Source organism: Mesorhizobium album (assembly GCF_033977205.1).
GTDB classification, from domain to species: Bacteria; Pseudomonadota; Alphaproteobacteria; order Rhizobiales; family Rhizobiaceae; genus Mesorhizobium; species Mesorhizobium album.
The window spans coordinates 88,801-107,705 of sequence record NZ_JAVIIW010000007.1 but is presented as its reverse complement, the minus strand read 5'-3'; the positions used below and the strand labels follow the sequence as shown (position 1 = coordinate 107,705).

Genomic DNA, 18,905 nt, shown 5'->3' with positions numbered 1-18,905 from the left:
CTGTCGCAAGCTCAGTCGATCCGCCCGAACCAGGCGCCATAGCCGCCGAGGCGGATGGGCCCGGTGCCAGCTTGTCCCGAAAAGCCGTGTCCCGGCAAGGGCTGCAGCGAGCCCTTTCCGAGATCCACCTCGGCAGGCTTGCTGCCGAGGTTGAAGACGCAGGCGATGCGCTCATTGCCCTCGCGCCGCGTGAAGGCGACGGTGTCGCCGGCGCTTTCGATGAAGTCGATATCGCCTTTGGCCAGCGCCGGATGCTTACGCCGAAAGGCGAGGAAGCGCCGGTAGTGCTCGAGCAGCGAGCCCGCATCGCCCTGCTGCACGTTCACCGCGTGCGACAGATGCTTGCCCGGCACCGGCAGCCAGGGCTTGGCGGTGGAGAAGCCGCCATTTTCGGCCGACGCTTCCCACACCATCGGCGTGCGGCAGCCGTCGCGGCCCTTGAATTCCGGCCAGAAACGGATGCCGTAGGGATCCTGCAGGTCCTCGAACCCGAGTTCAGCCTCGGCGAGACCGAGCTCCTCGCCCTGATAGATGCAGACCGAGCCGCGCAGCGACATCAAGAGCGCCGAGATCACCTTGAGATAGGCGGTCGGGTCGGCCTCGTCGGCGGCCCAGCGCGAGGCAGGTCGCATCACGTCGTGGTTGGAGAAGGCCCAGCAGGACCAGCCGTCGCTGGCGACCCGGCCGAAGGCCTCCAGCACCGCGCGCACCTTGGCGGCGCTGATCTTTTCCGGCGCCAGGAAATCGAAGGAATAGCACATGTGCACGCGTTTTGTGCCGGCGGTGTAGGCCGCCACCACTTCCAGCCCGCGCTGCGAATCGCCGACCTCGCCGACGGCGGCCTGCGCCGGATATTCGTCGAGCAGCGCACGGAAACGCTCAAGGAAGCCGAGATTCTCCGGCCGGCTCTTGTCATAGATATGGTCCTGGTAGTTGTAGGGGTTGACCGCCGGCGCCGTCTGGTCGTTGCGCTCTTCCGGCGGCAGCGGCGGATTGTCCTCCAGTCCCTGGCTGTGGAAGTAGAAGTTGATGGTGTCGAGCCGAAAACCGTCGACGCCGCGCTCCAGCCAGAAGCGGGTGACGTCGAGCAGCGCGTCTTGGACTTCAGCGTTGTGGAAGTTGAGGTCCGGCTGCTCGGCCAGGAAATTGTGCATGTAATATTGCTGGCGGCTCGTGTCCCACTGCCAGGCCGAGCCGCCGAAGATCGACAGCCAGTTGTTGGGCGGGGTGCCGTCAGGCTTAGCGTCCGCCCACACGTACCAGTCGGCCTTAGGGTTGGTCCGGCTGGAGCGGCTTTCCTTGAACCAGGGGTGGATGTCGGCGGTGTGCGACAGCACCTCGTCGATCATCACTTTGAGGCCCAGCCGGTGCGCTTCCGCCACCAATGCGTCGAAATCGGCGAGCGTGCCGAACATCGGATCGACATCGCAGTAATCCGACACGTCGTAGCCGAAATCCTTCATCGGCGATTTGAAGAAGGGCGAGATCCAGATCGCATCGACGCCCAGCGAGGCAATATAGGGCAGACGCCGCACAATGCCTTTCAGGTCACCGATGCCGTCGCCGTTCGAATCCTGATAGGAACGCGGATAGATCTGGTAGATCACGGCGCCCCGCCACCAGTCGCGGTCAAGGGCAGGGTCTGGTCTCGAACTCGTCTTCAAAGCCGATCGCATTTTATCAACCTCCTTTCACCGAGCCGGCAAGCAGCCCGCGGACGAAATAGCGCTGCAGCGAGAAGAAGACGATCAGCGGCACGATGATGGTCACGAAGGCCGATGTCGTCAGGATCTCCCAGTCGCCGCCGCGCGAGCCGAGCAGCGCATTGAGCTTGGCCGTCAGCACGATCTGATCGGCCTCGGTGCCGAGGAAAACCATCGCCACCAGCAGATCGTTCCATACCCACAGGAATTGGAAGATGGCGAAGGAGGCAAGCACCGGAAAGGACAGCGGCAGCACGATCTTTACGAAGATCTCGAAGTCGCTGGCCCCGTCGATGCGCGCCGATTCCATGATCTCGCGCGGCAGGCCGGCAATGTAGCTCCTGAGCAGATAGATGGCGAAGGGCAGGCCGAAGCCGGTATGCGCCAGCCAGATGCCGAGATAGGTCTTGGACGGCACGCCGAAGAACGAGCCGACGCCGTTATAGAGCTTGAGCAGCGGAATGAGCGACATCTGGAGCGGCACGACCAGCAGGCCGATGATGACGGCGATCAGCAGCGCCCGGCCGGGAAAGCGCATCCACGCCAGCGCATAGGCCGCGAAAGCCGCGATCAGGATCGGGATGACGGTCGATGGAATGGTCACCGTCAGCGAGTTCATGAAGGAGCGGCCGATGCCTTCCGAGAACAGCACGGTTTTGTAGTTCTCGGTGGTGAATTTCGGCGGCGCCGACGAGGCGAAATAGACGCGCTGGCCGCGCTCGCCTTCGAAGGCCTTGGGCGAGGACAAGGCAAAGCTGCCGTCGGCATTCACCTGCAGGGTGACGCCGTCGCCGAGGTCGGCTGCAGAGCCGGCGGGAAATTGCGTCGGCGCCGACGACTTGACGCCGAAGGCGCTGATCTCGCGCTTGGCGCCGTCGCCGAAGATGTTGCCCTCGATGACGTATTTGCCGTCCTTTTGCGCCTGCGCCGAGGCGGCCGGCAGCCGTCCGGCCTCGGTCTGGCTGGAGGTGGCGAAGGAATTCCACCAGCCCGAGGCGATGATCTGGTCCTTGTCGCGAAGCGACGAGACAAGGATGCCGAGCGTGGGGATGGTCCAGATCGCCACGAAGACGAGCACCGCGATGTGAACGCCGAAGCGGCCGGCAAAGGACTTTCCGGTCTTGGTGGTCATCTCAGTGCCCTCCCGTCTCTTTGTTGGCCTGGCGGATATTCCAGACCATGATCGGAATGACGGCGATCATGATGATGATGGCGATGGTCGCGCCGCGGCCGAAATCGCCGCCGCCGCGGAACATCCAGTCGAACATCAAATTGGCGAGCACCTGGCTGTTCCATTGGCCGTTGGTCATCGTCAGCACGATGTCGAACACCTTCAGCACCAGGATGGTGATGGTGGTCCATACCACGGCGATGGTGCCCCAGATCTGCGGCACCATGATCTTCCAGAAGATCTGGAACGGGTTGGCGCCGTCGATGACGGCCGCTTCCAGCGTCTCTTCCGGAATGCCGCGCAGCGCAGACGACAGGATCACCATGGCAAAGCCGGTCTGGATCCAGATCAGGATCACCATCAGGAAGAAGTTGTTCCAGAGGGGCAGCGATATCCACACCTGCGGCTGGCCGCCGAAATACTGGATGATGGCGTTGAGCAGGCCGATCTGCACCTGGCCTTCGCCGCGATATTCGTAGATGAATTTCCAGATCACGCTGGCGCCGACGAAGGAGATCGCCAGCGGCAGGAAGATCAGGCTCTTGGCGATCGTGCCCCACCAGATCTTGTCGGTGAGCACGGCGATGATCAGCCCGAGGAAGGTGCAGGCCGCCGGCACCACCGCCAGCCACAGCACATTGTTCAGGATCGAGTTGCGGAAATCGTGATCGCCAAAGGCCCACTCGTAATTGGCAAGGCCGACGAAATTCGCGCCGCCGCGGTCGAGGAAGGAGAGCCGCAGCGTCTCGATGACCGGATAGATCAGGTAGACGGTAAGGATGATCATTGCCGGGCCGACGAACAGCCAGGGCCTGACCAGCCCCTGCCGGCGCAGATTGTCGACGGCGGTCGTGCCGGAGACCCCGCGCGAGGGGAAGACGGCGTCGAGCAGTTTGTTGGCGCCCCAGAAATAGGCGACACAGCCGCCGACGCCGATGATGATGACGAATATGGCCGAGAAAATCTGAGCCGCCATGGGTCCCTCTCCCTGCGCATGACCGGCCAGGCGGGCCTGGCGATTGGATGCACCGTTTTCGTTGTTCGGAACAATCGAACGCGAAGGCTTCCGGCGTGCACCGCCGGGCGGATCCGGGCCGTGGCCCGGATCCAGTAGGAGGATCAGGAAAGTCCGACTTGAGCCGCGACCTGCAGCTTACTTGATGGCATCCCAGCTCTTCTGGATGTCGGTGGCGACGTCCTGGGCGGACTTGCCGCCGACCAGATCGATCATGCCGGTCCAGAACGAGCCCGCGCCGATCTTGCCGGGCATCAGATCCGAGCCGTCGAAGCGGAAGGTCGAGGCGTTGGCCAGGATCTCGCCCTGCTTCTTCAGCGCGTCGCTGGCATAGGCTTCCTTGTTCACCGACTTGAACGGCGTCACGAAGCCGCCCTGGGCCATCCAGATCTCATGCGCCAGCGGCATCTTCAGGAATTCGACGAAGGCGCGCGCGGCCTTGGAATCCTTGGTGATCATGACCAGCGTGCCGGCGCCGAGAACGGGCGTGCCGAGGTCGGGCTTGGAGGCATAGGGCGGGAAGTAGAAGAAGTCGGCGTCCTGGCCGAGTTTGGTGCCCTGCGGGAAGAAGGTCGGGATGAAGGAAGCCTGCTTGTGCATGTAGCACTTTGGCGGCACCGAGAAGAGACCCTTCGGGCTGTCGCGGAAGTCGGTCGCCGCAACCGCCTTGGCGCCGCCGTCGACCATCTTGTCGTCGGTTGCGATCTTGCCGAAAATGTCGAGGGCGTTGACCACGGCCGGGTCGTTGAACGGAATCTCGTTCTTCACCCACTTGTCGTAGACGTCGGGCGTCTGCGTGCGCAGCATGATATCCTCGACCCAGTCGGTCGCCGGCCAGCCGGTGGCGCCGCCGGAGCCGAGTCCGATGCACCAGGGCTTGCCGCCGTCGGCGACGATCTTCTTCTCGAGGTCGGCGAGCTCTTCCTGCGTCTTCGGTACCTTGTAGCCGGCTTCCTGGAAATTGTCCGGCGAGTACCAGACCAGCGACTTCACGTCGGCCTTGTAGGGGAAGGCGAAGAAGCCGGGCTTGCCGTCCTTGTCCTTGAAGGTGCCGAGGTCGACCCAGGACTGGCCGGCGCCGTAATTGTCCTTCACCCATTTGGCGGTGTCGTCGCCGAGCGGGGTGAGTAGGCCCTTGGAAGCGAGATCCTGGATGAGGCCGGGCTGCGGCAGCACGGCGATGTTGGGCGGGCTGCCGGCCTGGGTGTCGATGACGATCTGCTGTTCGTAGTTTTCGGACGAGGAATATTTGATCTCGGCGCCGGTGGCTTCCTGGAAGTATTCGAGGACGGTGCGCACCAGACCCTCGTCTTCGCCGCGCCACGGCCCGAAGATGGTCAGCGTCTCGCCCTTGAGGTCGACCTTCTTGAGCTCGTCGTAATTCGCCCAGTGGAAGCGCGGGTCCTCGCCCGGCTTGAACTTCAGTTCGGCTTGCGCCGGCAGGCTAAAGGCGAGCGCGGCGAAAGCGGCGCCCAAGAGAAGCATTTTCTTCATCGCAATTCCTCCCAGTGGTCAAAACAGCCCGGACGAGACCTCCATCCCATCCGCCGACGCCCGCGGAAACTGTGACTCAGCGAGAAGGCAACCGCAACCTTTCGAAGAGTCTTCCAAAGCGCTTTGGCTTTTGCGATCTCGCCATTGAATTGGCCGGAAGTCAAGAGGGTTGCGATATTAATCGATTTAAAATCGCTACTGCGCGGTAGTAAAGTGCGCTGCAGCATGCTTTTTTGGCATTGCAGCAGCAATTTTTGCTTCAAACTGCCTTAAGCCGTCACTAATCTCGTCCGGTCTGGCGAAATCGTCAGCCGTTATCGGATCGATTCACATTTAAAGCGCTTTGAGGCTGGAGGCCTCGGTGAACCTCAAGCAACTCTCGCATATGCTGTCGCTTTCGCAGACCACGGTAAGCCGGGCGCTGAACGGCTACCCGGAGGTCAGCGAGGAGACGCGGCGCCGCGTGATCGACGCCGCCAAGCGCCATGGCTATCGGCCGAACCCCAGCGCGCGGCGGTTGGCGACCGGCAAGTCGGGAATGATCGGCTATGTGCTGCCAACCGGCAATGCCGTCGATATCGATCCGCATTTCGTCGAGTTCCTTTCGGGTCTCGGCGACTATGCCCGCTCGCACGAGCTCGACCTTGTGCTCTCGCCGGCCGATGCCGACGATCAGGAAACCACCTACCGCCGCATCGTCGCCAACCGGCAGGTCGATGCCGTCTACATTTCCTCGCCGCGCCCGACCGACCGGCGGCTGGCGCTGGTCAACACGCTTGGCATTCCTTTCATCGTCCATGGCCGCAGCGAGGGTTTCGATTTCGACTATCCCTATCTCGACATCGACAATGAGGGCGCCTTCCACGAGGCGGCAAGACTGCTCGTCCAGCTCGGCCACAAGCGGCTGGCGCTGATCAACGGTGACGACCGCGAGACCTTCGCCATCCACCGCGAGCGTGGCGTGCGCCGGGCGCTTGCAGCCAGCGGCCTGGCGCTCGGCGAGCGTCACATCTGTTCCGTGACCATGACCGAGGAAAACGGCTACCGTGCCGCCCGTCGCCTGCTCGAGCAAAGCGAGGCGCCTACCGCAATCGTCTGCTCGAGCCTTATCATGGCGCTCGGCGTCGTGCGCGCCGTGCGCGACCTCGGCCTGACCATCCCGGGCGACCTGTCGCTGGTCGCCCATGACGACGTCTTCCCTTGGCTGCGGCCGGAGAATTTCCCGGTGCCGCTGTCGACGACGCGTTCCTCGATCCGGCTCGCCGGCGCCCGCGTCGCCGAACGGCTGGCCGCGCGGATATCGGGGCTGGAGCAAGGGGCTCGCGGCGAGGTTTGGCCGGTGGATTTGGTGGTGAGGGGATCGGTCGCCGGGGCGCCGGGGTAGGGATGGTGTTCCGACAGACGAGACGCGTTGAGTTCCTTCACACCCCCTCTGTCCTGCCGGACATCTCCCCGCAAGGGGGGAGATTGGACGTCACCGCCGCATTCGCCAATCATCGACTTCGAAGAGTGGGGCCGGCGCTGAAACTGCTGATCTCCCCTTGCGGGGGGGAGATGGCCGGCAGGCCAGAGGGGGGTGCTGTCCCGCCAGCGCAACAGATATGAGCGGGTTACTCCTTCGCCACCCCGGCAGCTTTGATATCTAGCAATCCATAGCCGAAATCATTGTCCCGCCCCTTCGGGCCGAGATCTTTCGCCGTTGCAGCCAGTGCCTTCTCGATGTCGTCGGCCGTGCGATCGGGCGCGGCATGGATCAGATTGGCGATGGCGCCGGACACGATCGCGGCGGCGAAAGAAGTGCCGGTCACCACGTCGGAGCCGGCGCCGCTCGGCGCGACCATTTCAACGCCCGGCGCCGAGATGAAGACATAGGCGCCGCGATTGGCCTGCGGCATCAGCCCGTCCTTGGCGTCGGTGGCCGTCACCGCAATCACGCCGTCGAAGGCGGCCGGATAGCCATAGGGCGCCTTCGGCCCGTTGTTGCCGGCCGCGGCGACCAGCACCATGCCGAGCGCGCGCGCATTGCGGCAGGCGGTGCCGAGCAGGTCGTTCTTCGGGCCGACGAAGCTCATATTGATGATGCGCACATCCTGGCTGGCCGCCCAGTCGAGCGCCGACAGGATAACGTCCATGGTCGACTTGCCGCCTTCGAAGGCGCGCGCGTGGTAGATCCTGGCGCCCGGCGCCATGCCTTCCAGCGCGCCGACGCCGGCGATCAGCCCGTCGACCGAGGTGCCGTGGTCGCGCTTCTCGATCGGCACGTTCGGCATGGCGTCGAACTGTTGGGCAATGACCCCGGCGAGCGCCGGATTGGTGTCGTCGATGCCGGTGTCGATGACGGCGACGCGCACATTCTCGCCGCTCGCATTCTTGGCATCGAGCGCGATGCGCTCGAAGGCATAGTTCACGATGCCTGCCGCCTGCTGCAGCGAATAGATATGGTTGGGCTCGCGCCGCTGCGTGCGGCCGTCGGCGGCAAGCTGCGCCAGCACGACGCCGACCGGGCGCCCGTCGGGAATGCCGTAGCGCACCAGCGTGCTGCCAAGCAGCAGCGACTGGCGCTGCGAGCGCACCTGCAGGCCGAAGGATGTGGCGATCTGTTGCACAGCACCGGCATCGCCGGCGACTGTCACCAGCACTTCGTCGGGCACGAACTCGCCGCTGACAGCGCGCGGCGGCTCGGCCAGATTGAGCCCGGTGGGCGGCGTGACAGGCCCGCTCGGCGGCGGAGCAGGTGGCGGCGTGTTCGTCGGGCCGCTTGGCTGCGCCGCGTTCGGCGGGTTCGGCGGCGCAGCGCTTGCCGGCGGGTTCGGGAACAGGTCGACGATCAGCGCCGGCAGGAACACGGCGCCGCCGGCTGTGCTGCCCGTGCCGGGCTTGCCGCCAGTATTCTTGTCACCACCATTCTTGTCGCCACCATTCTTGCCGCAGTCGGCGCCTGCCGCCGTCGTGCGGTTGAGGCAATCGATCTGCTTCTGCGAAAGGGCCGGGTCGTTGGTCTGCGCAAAGGCAGGCGCCGCGACAAACGCCGCCGCTGCAAGGAGTGCCGCATGAAGAACGACCGCCTTAGCCGCCATCGACCGGTTTCCTTCCCTGTATCACAGCTTCCGCGAAAGGCTGGGCGGCAATAAGGCCGACGAGCTTGTCGTAGTCGGCCGTCGTGTTGGCTGGGATGGTCACGTGGAAGACCCCGTCGGCGGTCGGTCCGCCCGCGATCTTCAGCCCGTTCTGGCCGAGGAAGGCGGCGATGTCCGACATCCTGGCGTCCGGCTTGAATCTTACCAGGGCGAAGGGCAGTTTCGCCAGGTCGTCCTGGGCACCGGCCACCTCGAAATCATTGCCCTTGCCGCCCGGCTGCTCGAAAGATTGCACCACGACGAGCGCAAGCAGCGCCGCGGCTGCCGCCCAGGCGACGCCCGCCGGCATCGCCGTAACCCGGCCGAACGTCCGCGCCAGCCATGACCGGCGGGCGGGCGCGCGCACGGGGCCGGCCTCGGCGTCCAGCGCCCTGGCAAAGCGGCTGAGCGCGTCGGCGGGCGGCCGGATCGCCTCGTTGGCGGCGGCGGTGCCCGAGAATTCGGCCTCCGCCTCGCCAAGGGCTGCAAGCGCCGCCGGATCGGAGGCCAGCCATTCCTCGACGGCTTCGAGCTCGGCGCCTTCCAGCGAGCCGTTCAGGTAGAACGGCAGCAGCGTCTCCATCTCGTCGCGGCGCGACATCTTTTCAGCGGCGCTCATGGCCACCCCCTGTCGTAGCCGGCGGCCTTGAGGGCTTCGCCGAGTTTCTTGCGGGCGTAGAACATCCTGGTTTTCACGGTCGCGACCGGGATGTTGAGCACCTCGCCGATCTCGGTCACCGACTGTCCGTGATAATAGGCAAGGTCTATCACCGTGCGGTGTTCTTCCGGCAAGGCATCGACGAAGCGGCGCAAGGCGGCGGCCTTGTCCTCCTTCATGGTGACGACTTCCGGCGTGTCGGCGCTGTCGGGAAGCTGCGCCGCGTCGTCGTCGTCGATCCAGTCTTCCTTCTTCTTGCGCAGCAAGGACAGCGCCTTGAAGCGGGCGATGCCGAGCAGCCAGGTCGAGACTTCGGAGCGGCCTTCGAAACCTGGCGCCTGGCGCCATAATTCGAGAAAGACCTCGTTGGTGATATCGTCGGCCATCATTTCCGATCCCGTCTGGCGCGCCACGAAGCGGTAGATCCGCGCGTGGTGACGCATGAACAGGAGCCGCACGGCAGCCCGGTCGCCCTTCGCGACCCGGTCGACAAGCGCACGATCGGTTTCCGTCGCCGCGTTCATGGCCGGTCGAGCCGCCTGGCTCCTCGTGGCTCTGTCGCTGAACGGTCCAAAAAGGTTCACCCTCCGCCAAGGATTGTTGGAGGCTAACCGAAGAAAGGGGTTGTTGCCAGAGGCAGGGTCTTCCCCTTCTCCCCTTGTGGGAGAAGGTGGCCGAGCGAAGCTCGGTCGGATGAGGGGTGCTGGACGGAGTGAGGCGCCTGGAATGTAAGCGCCTGCAATCGCTTGATTTTTCGCGTCGAGTTCCTTCCAGCACCCCTCATCCGTCTCGGCGCTAGCGCGCCGATCCACCTTCTCCCACAAGGGGAGAAGAGGAGGACGGCGCTCACTCCAAAAACACCTTCGCCTTCATCGTCGCCGGGATTGCCACGCCGAGGCGGCTCAGCACCGTCGGCGCGAGCTGCAGCTGGTCGAGCAGCGTGTCGGGCTCGGGACCTCTTGCCGGGCCGAAATAATAGAGCGCGAAATCCTGCATATCCTCGTCGTGACCGCCGTGGTGGCCGCGGTCGGTCTGGCCGTGATCGGCGGTCACGATCACCTCATAGCCGGCCTGGCGCCAGCCGGGCAGGAAGGCAGCCAGCATCCCATCCATCGCGTAACAGGCATGATCCATCTCGTGGCAGTCATGGCCGAAGCGATGGCCCATCGAGTCCAGCGTGCAGGTATGCAGGATGCCGTAATCAATGCCGTGACGCCTGGTGAGCATCGTCAGCGTCGCGAACAGGTCGACGTCGCTCGGCGTCATCTGGTTCCTGGCGTTGTAGCCGGTCATGGTGTGGAATCGGCCATGCGTGATCGGGCCGCCGGGCTCGTCGAACTCCATGTCCTCGACCAGGTCGAACGGATGGGAGCGGAAGAATTCCGACCAGTAGGAATGGGTGACCGCGCCGGTCTTACCCCCGGCCTTGCTGACCTCGGAGAAGATGTCCGGCTGTCTGACCCGGAACCGGTTCTCGTTCGACAGGATGCAGTGCACCTGCGGCGAAACACCGGTATGGATCGAGGCGTAGCAGCAGGCTGAGGTCGACGGCAGCACCGAGCGCATCTTCCACACTTGCGCCTCGCCCGATTGCGCCCAGCCCTCGAGATTGCCCATCAGCCGGCGCCAGTTCCGGTAGGGCACGCCGTCGAGGACGATGAGCAGCAGTTTGGATGTGAGCGCCACGGCGGGCTCCATGCTGTCTTGCCGGGGGGCGCGTCTGGGCCGAAAATTAGGCCCAAACGCACGGAGAGACTAAAACAGGCGCTCCTAGTTGCCGGCGCTTTCCATGCGGCGGCCGGCGATGGCCTTCTCCAGCCATCCGATCTCCATTTCGGGAACCGAGGACAACAGAAGGTCGGTATAGGCATCGAAGGGCGGCGTCAGCACCTTGCTCTTGGAGCCGTAGCGGACCACCTCGCCACGATACATGACCGCGATCGAATCGGCGATCGACTTTACGGTCGCGAGGTCGTGGGTGATGAAAAGATAGGCCACCTTCTCGACCTGCTGCAGGTTGAGCAGAAGCTTGAGGATGCCGTGCGCGACCAACGGATCAAGCGCCGACGTCACCTCGTCGCAGATGATCAGCTTCGGCTTGGCGGCGAGCGAACGGGCGATGCAGACGCGCTGTTTCTGGCCGCCCGAAAGCTCGGCCGGATAGCGGTCGATGAAGCCCTTGCCCATCTCGATCTCATCGAGCAGCTCGGCAACGCGCTTGTCGCGCTCGCGGCCCTTCATGCCGAAATAGAATTCCAGCGGCCTGCCGATGATGGTGCCCACCGTCTGGCGCGGGTTCATCGCAACGTCCGCCATCTGGTAGATCATCTGCAGCTGGCGCAGGTCCTCCTTCGGCCGGTCGGCCAGCCTGCTGGCAAGCGTGCGGCCGTCGAAGACGATGCTGCCCTGCTCGGGCGGCAAGAGGCCGGTGATGGCGCGCGCCAATGTCGATTTGCCGGAACCGCTCTCGCCGACTACCGCCAGCGTCTGGCCCGGATAGATGTCGACCGAAACGTTCTTCAGCACCTTGACGTGGCCGCCGCCATAGGCTGCCGTCACGTTCTTCACTGACAGCACCGGCGTCGTGCCTGGCTGCTGCTCCTGGTGCTCAATCTCATGCACCGACACTAGCGCATTCGTATATTCCTGGCGCGGCTCCTTGATGATCTGGCGCGTGCCGCCCCATTCGACCAGCCGGCCGTGACGCAGCACCATGATCTCGTCCGACACCTGGGCGACGACGGCAAGGTCGTGGGTTATGTATAAAGCCGCCACATGCGTGTCGCGGATGGCATCCTTGATCGCCGCCAGCACGTCGATCTGCGTCGTTACGTCGAGCGCCGTGGTCGGCTCGTCGAAGACGATCAGGTCCGGTTCCGAGCACAGCGCCATCGCCGTCATCACGCGCTGAAGCTGGCCGCCGGAAACCTGGTGCGGGTAGCGCTCGCCGATCGTCTCCGGATTAGGCAGGCTAAGCTTCTTGAACAGCGCCACGGCGCGCTTCTCGGCCTCAGCCCGGGTCGCGGTGCCGTGCAGAAGGGCTGCTTCGACCACTTGGTCAATCAGCTTGTGCGCCGGGTTGAAGGCGGCCGCCGCCGACTGCGCGACGTAGCAGACCTCGCGCCCGCGCAGTGCCCGCACGCCATTGGCACCGGCCTTCAGGATGTCGCGGCCATTGAGGATCACTTCGCCGCCGGTGATGCGCACGCCGCCGCGACCGTAGGCCATGGAGGAAAGGCCGATGGTGGACTTGCCGGCGCCGGATTCGCCGATCAGGCCGAGCACCTTGCCCTTTTCCAGGGTCAGCGAGACATCGTGGACGAGGGTAATGGTCCTCGGTGCCTCGCCGGGCGGATAGACGGTCGCCTCGATGCGCAGGTTGCGGATGTCGAGGAGCCGGGTGGACTTTGCCTTGCCGTCGGTCATCAGCCGCGTCCTCCCTTCAGGCTTGTCGTGCGGTTGAGCACCCAGTCGGCGACGAGGTTGACCGAAATGGCCAGCACCGCGATCGCGGCCGCCGGAATGAGCGCCGCCGGAATACCGAAGACGATGCCGTCCTTGTTTTCCTTGACCATGCCGCCCCAGTCGGAATCCGGCGGCTGCACGCCGAGGCCGAGGAAGGACAGCGCCGACAGGAAAAGCACCGCGAAGATGAAGCGCACGCCGAGTTCGGCGACCAGCGGCGAGAGCGCGTTGGGCAGGATCTCGCGGAAGATGATCCAGCCGCTGCCCTCGCCGCGCAGCTTCGCCGCCTCGACATAGTCCATGACGTTGATGTCGACGGCGACCGCGCGGGACAGGCGGTAGACGCGGGTCGAGTCGAGGATGCCCATGACCAGGATCAGCGTCAGCGTGTTTGTCGGCAGCACCGAGAGCACGACCAGGCCGAAGATCAGCGTCGGGATCGACATCAGAAGGTCGACGAAGCGCGACATCAGCGTGTCGAACCAGCCGCCGAACACTGCCGCCGAGAAGCCGAGGATCGAGCCGAGCGAGAAGGAGAGCGCCGTCGCCGCCACCGCGATCTCCATGGTGATGCGCGCGCCGTAGATCATGCGCGAGATGAGATCGCGGCCGAGATTATCGGTGCCCAGCCAATGGGCCGCCGACATCGGCTCCCAGACATCGCCGACGATCTCGCCATTGCCGTGCGGCGCCACCCACGGCGCGAATATGGCGCAAAACGCAAAGGCGGCCGTCAGGATAAGCCCGACCCACGCGGTGAACGGGATTTGTCTCAGCGCCATTCGCCTCAGTTCTCCCTCTGATCGTTCCGTATCGGGCCAGTCACTTTGGATGCCTCAGTCTCGGATTGGCCACGATGGCGGCGATGTCCGCCACGATGTTGAGCGTGATGTAGACCGCGGCGAAGATCAGCCCGACCGCCTGCACCACCGGCACGTCGCGCTTGGCGACATGGTCGACGAGATACTGCCCCATGCCGGGATAGACGAAGATCACCTCCACCACCACCACGCCGACGATGAGATAGGCGAGGTTGAGCATGACGACGTTGACGACCGGCGCGATCGCGTTGGGGAAGGCGTGCTTGCGGATGATGTCAAAGGGCTTCAGCCCCTTCAACTCCGCGGTCTCGATGTAGGCCGACTGCATGACGTTGAGGATCGCGGCGCGCGTCATGCGCATCATGTGCGCCAGCACCACAAGCGTGAGCGCGGTAGCCGGCAGAACGACGGCCTGCAGCCGCTCGAGGAAAGGTGTCGATTCATCCACAGTCGAGATGCTCGGGAAGATCTGCCAATGCACAGCGAAAACGAAGATCAGCACATAGCCGATGAAGAATTCGGGGAATGAAGTCGAGGCGAGCGCCAGGCCGGAGATCAGTTTGTCGACGAAGCCGTTGCGGTAGCGCACGGCGATCAGTCCGAGAATGACCGCAAGCGGCACCGCGACGATCGCCGCGCATGCGGCAAGAAACAGCGTGTTCTTCAGCCGGGTGCTGATCGAACTTGCGATGTCCAGCCCGCTCGACTGGGCCGTGCCGAAATCGCCGTGCAGGATCCCGCCGAGCCAATGCAGGTAGCGCAGCCATGCTGGATCATTCAGGCCGAGCTGTTCGCGCAGGTTGGCCAGGGCCTCGGGCGTCGCGGCCTGGCCGAGGATCGCCTGGGCGACGTCACCGGGCAGAATCTGGGTGCCGGCGAAGATCAGGACCGAAACGGCCAGCAAAAGAACTATGCCCAGCAAGATGCGCTGAGCGACCAGTCTCAGGATCGGAGACGACATCGGCAACCCGCAACGTTGAGGAAGGGACGCCTGCCTTTCGGGCAAGCTGTGAAAGCAAGGAAGGGCCGGTTTCGACCGGCCCTTCGTTTTCCTTCGTCACGCCTGCAGCCAGCACTGGATCAGGGCGTGGCCGTTGCTGAGTTCCTGCGCCGGGTTGTCGACCCAGCCTTCGACGCCCTTGCCGGTCGCATCGACGAACTGGTTGAAGAACGGCACGATCAGCCCGCCCTCGTCGCGCATCATCTCGCCCATGTCGCGGTAGATCTTCTTGCGCTTGGCTTCGTCGAGCTCGCCGCGCGCCGCAAGCACCATCTTGTCGAAATCCGGGCGCTTGAAGCGCGTGTCGTTCCAGTCGGCGGTCGAGAGATAGGCCGTCGAGTACATCTGGTCCTGCGTCGGCCGGCCGCCCCAGTAGGAGAGCGAGAAGGGCTGCTTGTTCCAGACTTCGGTCCAGTAGCCGTCGCCCGGCTCGCGCTTGATCTCGATCTTGATGCCGGCCTTGGCGCAGCTCTGCTGATAGAGTTGGGCCGCGTCCACCGCGCCGGGGAAGGCGACGTCGGAGGTGCGCAGCAGGATCGAGCCGCTGTGGCCCGATTTCTTGTAGAGCGCTGCCGCCTTTTCCGGATCGAACTTGCGCTGCTCGAAATCGTCCGAGAACAGCGGATAGGCCTTGTTGACCGGCATGTCGTTGCCGACCGAACCGTAGCCACGCAGGATTTTGGTCAGCATCTCCTCGCGGTCCATGGCGAGCTTCAGCGCCATCCTGAGGTCGTTGTTGTCGAAGGGCGCGGTGTCGCAGAACATGTTGAAGGGGTAGAAGCCGCGGCCCGAGGCGGCGCGGATGGTGACCCCGGGCAGACGCTTGACCAGGTCGACGATCTTTGGCTCGACGCGGTTGATCATGTTGACCTGTCCGCCCTGGAGCGCCGCCATGCGGGCTGTCGGGTCGTTGACGACGACGATCTCGACCTGGTCGGCATGGCCGTATTTGTCGGGCTGCCAGTAATTGGCGAAACGCTCGCCGCCGTGCTTCACGCCCGGCTGGTTGGCGGTGACCTTGTACGGCCCGGTGCCGATGCCGGCGTCGGGCTTGTCCACGCCGCCGTTCGGCTGGATGATCAGGTGATAGTCCGCCATCAGGTAGGGAAGGTCGGCGTTCGGGTCCTTCAGCGTGACCACGACATTGCCGCCGTCGGCCTTGATGGTGTCGATGCTCTTCAGCACGCCGAGCGCGCCAGACTTCGACTTCTCGTCGCTGTGGCGCTTCAGCGTCGCCACCACGTCGTCCGGCGTCACTTCCTTGCCGTTGTGGAACTGGACGCCCTTGCGGATCTTCATTGTCCAGGTCTTGGCATCGTCCGACGCGCCGATCTCCTCGGCGATCAGATATTCGACGCCGCCGCCCGGCGCGAGCTCGACCAAGGTCTCGCCCCAGCATTTGCCGAAAGCAAACGGCACCTGGCTGAGGAAGGTCGCCGGGTCGAGACTGTTGGTGGATTCACCGCCCTGCAGTCCTGCCTTGAGCGTGCCGCCCTTGACTGGGCCGGCGGCGCGGACAGCGCTCGAAAGCAGCGAGTTGGCCATGGTGGCCGAGACGCCGAGCGCGGCGGCGCGGCCAAGGAAGTCGCGACGGCTGAGCTTGCCGGCGGCGACGCGACGGCTGAGATAGTCGAGTTCGTTTGTCATTATGGGTTCCTCACTCTGATGGTCCGACCTTATGGTCGTTTCTGCTTATTGGAGGAGATAATGACCGCAACGGAAAGCTGTAACAAGACCGAATGCGACATGCCGTGGCGTAAATGGCGCGTCGCAATTGGACCAATCTTGCCAGCGCCTCACACGAGGGCGCGGGGAATCGTCTGTTCGAAGTCGCGCTCGAAAACCAGCCTATCGCCCTCATAGGCCTCGATTCTGGCGCTGAGGATGAAGTTTTGTGCGTCGCAGCGCATATCGGCAAAGGTCTCGGTCCGCACCGACCATTCATTTCGCGACAATGTCTGCGTCCAGTGGGTGCTGCCTGTGGCCGATTTCGGATCATCGGGATGGATCGTCCATGTCTCGCGCACGATGCTGCCGTTGACGAGCCCGTGCTGCAAATCGCGCACCTCGCCGAAATCATCCTTTATGGCGAGCGTGACGACGCCGGTCTTCTCGTTGCGGTCGACATGCCGTTCGGAGTTGGTCGGCCTGAGCGTCTCGGTCGCCCAAGGAGTGGCGCCTTCCGGTTCGGGGAAGGAAACCTCGTCGCCCTTCGCCAGCGGGCGCAGCGGCAGCTTCAATGTCGCTTTCGACAAGTCGAGCCTGACCGGCTCCGGCGACGGCCAGATCATCGGCCAATAAGCATTGGAAACGGCGATCCGCAGCCGGTGACCGGCCGGCACCCGATAGGCGCACTGGTCGAGCACGACGCGTGCCGAAACCGTCTCCCCTGGCACCAGCGCTTCCGGGAATTCATGCGAGCTGCGGTGGGTGAGGTTGAGCACGCCATAGGAGATCAGTTCCGAGGCGCCGTCGGGATGCACGTCGCAGAGCCGCACCGCGATGTTGGCCTGGCGGCGGTCCGAGGCCACTCGAACCTCCAACTCCGGCGCGCCGACAATGTCGATCGCTTTGTCGAGCTCGGCCTGGTCGAAGCATACCGAAAGCGCGTCGTCGGGGCGCTGGTCGCCCGGCAGTTCCGGCCCGAAGGTGAAGGGAAAATATTCGCCGCCGGCCAGCCCGCAATTTTGCGGAGTAGCGACGATTGCCGGCTTGGCGCCTTCGGGAATGAGTGCGATCGCCTCGACCTTGATGTTGGGGGACGGCCATTCCGGTTCCGCCACCCAGCGGCCCGGCCGCTCCGGGTGCCAGCGTGCAGGCCGCACACTGTCCATCACATAGGCGCGGTAGTCCGGGTCGGTCTCGACACCGGTCGCCGCGCCCTTCAGCCAGCGGTCCCACCAGCACAGCGCCTCCTGCAGGAAGCCGATGGCCGGATTGGGGCCAGCGTAATGCGGGTATTTGTGGATCCAGGGGCCAACGATGCCCTTCACCGGCGACTGGATGTTGGCGACGAGGTTGGAGATCGTGTTGCGGTAGCCGTCATGCCAGCCGCCGATCGACAGCACCGCCGCATGAACAGCCGAAAAATCCTCGCAGATCGAGCCGCGCTTCCAGTAGGCGTCGCGATGCTGATGGCTGAGCCACAGCGGCGCGAGGAACGGCTGGTTTTCCAGCCGGCTGAGCCACAGGTCGCGCCAGCGGTTGCCGCCGGCAATCGCCGGATCCGGCGGCCGCGACGAATAGGAAAGCATCGTCGAGGCCCAGCCGAAATTCTCCAACAGCAGGCAGCCGCCCTTGTAGTGGATGTCGTCGGCATAGCGGTCGACGGTCGAGCACAGGCTGATCACCGCCTTCAGCGCCGGCGGCTGCTTGGCCGCGACCTGCAGGCAGTTGAAGCCGCCCCAGGAGATGCCCATCATGCCGACACTGCCGTTGCACCAGGGCTGCGCGGCTGCCCAGGCGATAACGGAGCAGGCGTCCTGCAATTCCTGCTCGGAATATTCGTCGTCCATCAGCCCTTCGGAATCGCCATTGCCGCGCATGTCGACGCGGATCGACGCGTAGCCGTGCCCAGCGAAATAGGGATGCGTGAGTTGATCGCGGAAGATGGTGCCGTCGCGCTTGCGGTAGGGCAGATGCTCGAGGATCGCCGGCACCGGATTGTCGGCGGCATCCTCAGGCATCCATATGCGCGCCGACAGCCGGCAGCCATCCGGCATGACGATGCCCATATCGGGAAATTCGACGACCTTACGGGGAAATTCGGTGACGGTTTTCATGCGGGGCTCCGGTGTCCGCCGCCACATGATGGAGTCGCGTGCAATGCGTCGTGGGCCAACCGGCGAAATCGGCTGGTCAATCCGCGTCAGTTCAACGGAATGTCATTCTCAGCCTTGCTGGCCTGGTAAGCGTTCGAAAGCTCATCGTAGCGCGCGGAGATTTTCCCGATTCTTGCCTCCAGTCGCTTGCGCTCGGCCTCGGGCAAAGCGCGCACCAGCCGGCGGATCGAAAAGCTCTTCCAGTAAGCGTTCTCGGCGTTGTAGCCGCCGGGGTCGAGGGTGAAGACCTCCTTCAGGATCTTGAGGTCATGCGGGATGGCGAAGCTGTCGCGCGAATCCTCATGGCTGAAGAGGTAGTAGAAATTGTCGAAGCCGGTCCAGGTGATCGCCGACAGGCAGAGCGAGCAGGGCTCGTGTGTGGCGAGGAACAGCGCGTCCTTGGTGTCGACGCGCTCGGCCTTGGGCATCTCGTAGAAGCGCTTCAGGCAGTGCACCTCGCCATGCCAGAGCGGATTCTCGATCTCGTTGTTGGTCTCGGCGAGAACCAGCGAGCGGTCGTCTTTCCGCAAGATCGCGGCGCCGAAGAGCTTGTTGCCATGGGCAACGCCCTCGGCGGTCTTCGGCACGATGTCATGCTCGATCACGTCGAGCAGGCGGTCGATCAGCGAAATGTCGGTCAT

General features: G+C 64.2%; 15 protein-coding genes. 1 reads left to right on the top strand and 14 read right to left on the bottom strand.

Features of this window, described 5'->3' with window-relative positions:
• Positions 1-11: 11 nt before the first annotated feature.
• The 4 genes from bglA to RFN28_RS08325 form a co-directional block, all read right to left on the bottom strand.
• Entirely contained in the window at positions 12-1,676 is a 1,665-nt protein-coding gene (bglA, locus tag RFN28_RS08340) for a beta-galactosidase BglA (RefSeq protein ID WP_320286896.1), read from the bottom strand.
• 4 nt (positions 1,677-1,680) lie between these two features.
• On the bottom strand, positions 1,681-2,835 hold the full coding sequence (locus RFN28_RS08335) for a carbohydrate ABC transporter permease (protein ID WP_320286895.1): 1,155 nt from the start codon (positions 2,833-2,835) through the stop codon (positions 1,681-1,683).
• 1 nt (position 2,836) lies between these two features.
• Entirely contained in the window at positions 2,837-3,850 is a 1,014-nt protein-coding gene (locus RFN28_RS08330; RefSeq protein ID WP_320286894.1) for a carbohydrate ABC transporter permease, read from the bottom strand.
• A 177-nt stretch (positions 3,851-4,027) separates the two neighbouring features.
• Positions 4,028-5,383, bottom strand: a complete 1,356-nt coding sequence (locus RFN28_RS08325) for an ABC transporter substrate-binding protein (protein WP_320286893.1) — start codon at positions 5,381-5,383, stop codon at positions 4,028-4,030.
• A gap of 361 nt (positions 5,384-5,744) precedes the next feature.
• Here RFN28_RS08325 and RFN28_RS08320 point away from each other — a divergent pair, with 361 nt between their 5' ends.
• Positions 5,745-6,767, top strand: a complete 1,023-nt coding sequence (locus RFN28_RS08320; RefSeq protein WP_320286892.1) for a substrate-binding domain-containing protein — start codon at positions 5,745-5,747, stop codon at positions 6,765-6,767.
• Between the two features lie 226 nt (positions 6,768-6,993).
• Here RFN28_RS08320 and RFN28_RS08315 read toward each other — a convergent pair whose 3' ends face one another.
• The 10 genes from RFN28_RS08315 to RFN28_RS08270 all read right to left on the bottom strand — a co-directional run bounded on the left by RFN28_RS08315 (position 6,994) and on the right by RFN28_RS08270 (position 18,905).
• Positions 6,994-8,460, bottom strand: a complete 1,467-nt coding sequence (locus RFN28_RS08315) for a S8 family serine peptidase (RefSeq protein ID WP_320286891.1) — start codon at positions 8,458-8,460, stop codon at positions 6,994-6,996.
• Complete coding sequence (locus tag RFN28_RS08310; RefSeq protein WP_320286890.1) at positions 8,450-9,118, bottom strand: anti-sigma factor; 669 nt, start codon at positions 9,116-9,118, stop codon at positions 8,450-8,452. The genes RFN28_RS08315 and RFN28_RS08310 overlap by 11 nt, the downstream gene beginning before the upstream one ends.
• Positions 9,115-9,681, bottom strand: a complete 567-nt coding sequence (locus RFN28_RS08305) for a sigma-70 family RNA polymerase sigma factor (protein ID WP_320286889.1) — start codon at positions 9,679-9,681, stop codon at positions 9,115-9,117. Before RFN28_RS08305 ends, RFN28_RS08310 begins: the two co-directional genes overlap by 4 nt.
• 322 nt (positions 9,682-10,003) lie before the next feature.
• Positions 10,004-10,843: an alkaline phosphatase family protein gene (locus tag RFN28_RS08300; protein WP_320286888.1), complete on the bottom strand. Its 840-nt coding sequence runs from the start codon at positions 10,841-10,843 to the stop codon at positions 10,004-10,006.
• Between the two features lie 84 nt (positions 10,844-10,927).
• Complete coding sequence (locus RFN28_RS08295) at positions 10,928-12,583, bottom strand: ABC transporter ATP-binding protein (RefSeq protein WP_320286887.1); 1,656 nt, start codon at positions 12,581-12,583, stop codon at positions 10,928-10,930.
• Positions 12,583-13,404, bottom strand: a complete 822-nt coding sequence (locus tag RFN28_RS08290) for an ABC transporter permease (protein WP_292124480.1) — start codon at positions 13,402-13,404, stop codon at positions 12,583-12,585. Before RFN28_RS08290 ends, RFN28_RS08295 begins: the two co-directional genes overlap by 1 nt.
• 40 nt (positions 13,405-13,444) lie before the next feature.
• Entirely contained in the window at positions 13,445-14,404 is a 960-nt protein-coding gene (locus RFN28_RS08285; RefSeq protein WP_320286886.1) for an ABC transporter permease, read from the bottom strand.
• A gap of 96 nt (positions 14,405-14,500) precedes the next feature.
• Positions 14,501-16,090 (bottom strand): ABC transporter substrate-binding protein, encoded by a 1,590-nt coding sequence (locus RFN28_RS08280; RefSeq protein ID WP_320286884.1) that lies wholly within the window; start codon positions 16,088-16,090, stop codon positions 14,501-14,503.
• 149 nt (positions 16,091-16,239) lie between these two features.
• Positions 16,240-18,225: a CocE/NonD family hydrolase gene (locus RFN28_RS08275; protein WP_320286883.1), complete on the bottom strand. Its 1,986-nt coding sequence runs from the start codon at positions 18,223-18,225 to the stop codon at positions 16,240-16,242.
• An 86-nt stretch (positions 18,226-18,311) separates the two neighbouring features.
• Positions 18,312-18,905, bottom strand: a complete 594-nt coding sequence (locus tag RFN28_RS08270) for a nucleoside deaminase (protein ID WP_320286882.1) — start codon at positions 18,903-18,905, stop codon at positions 18,312-18,314.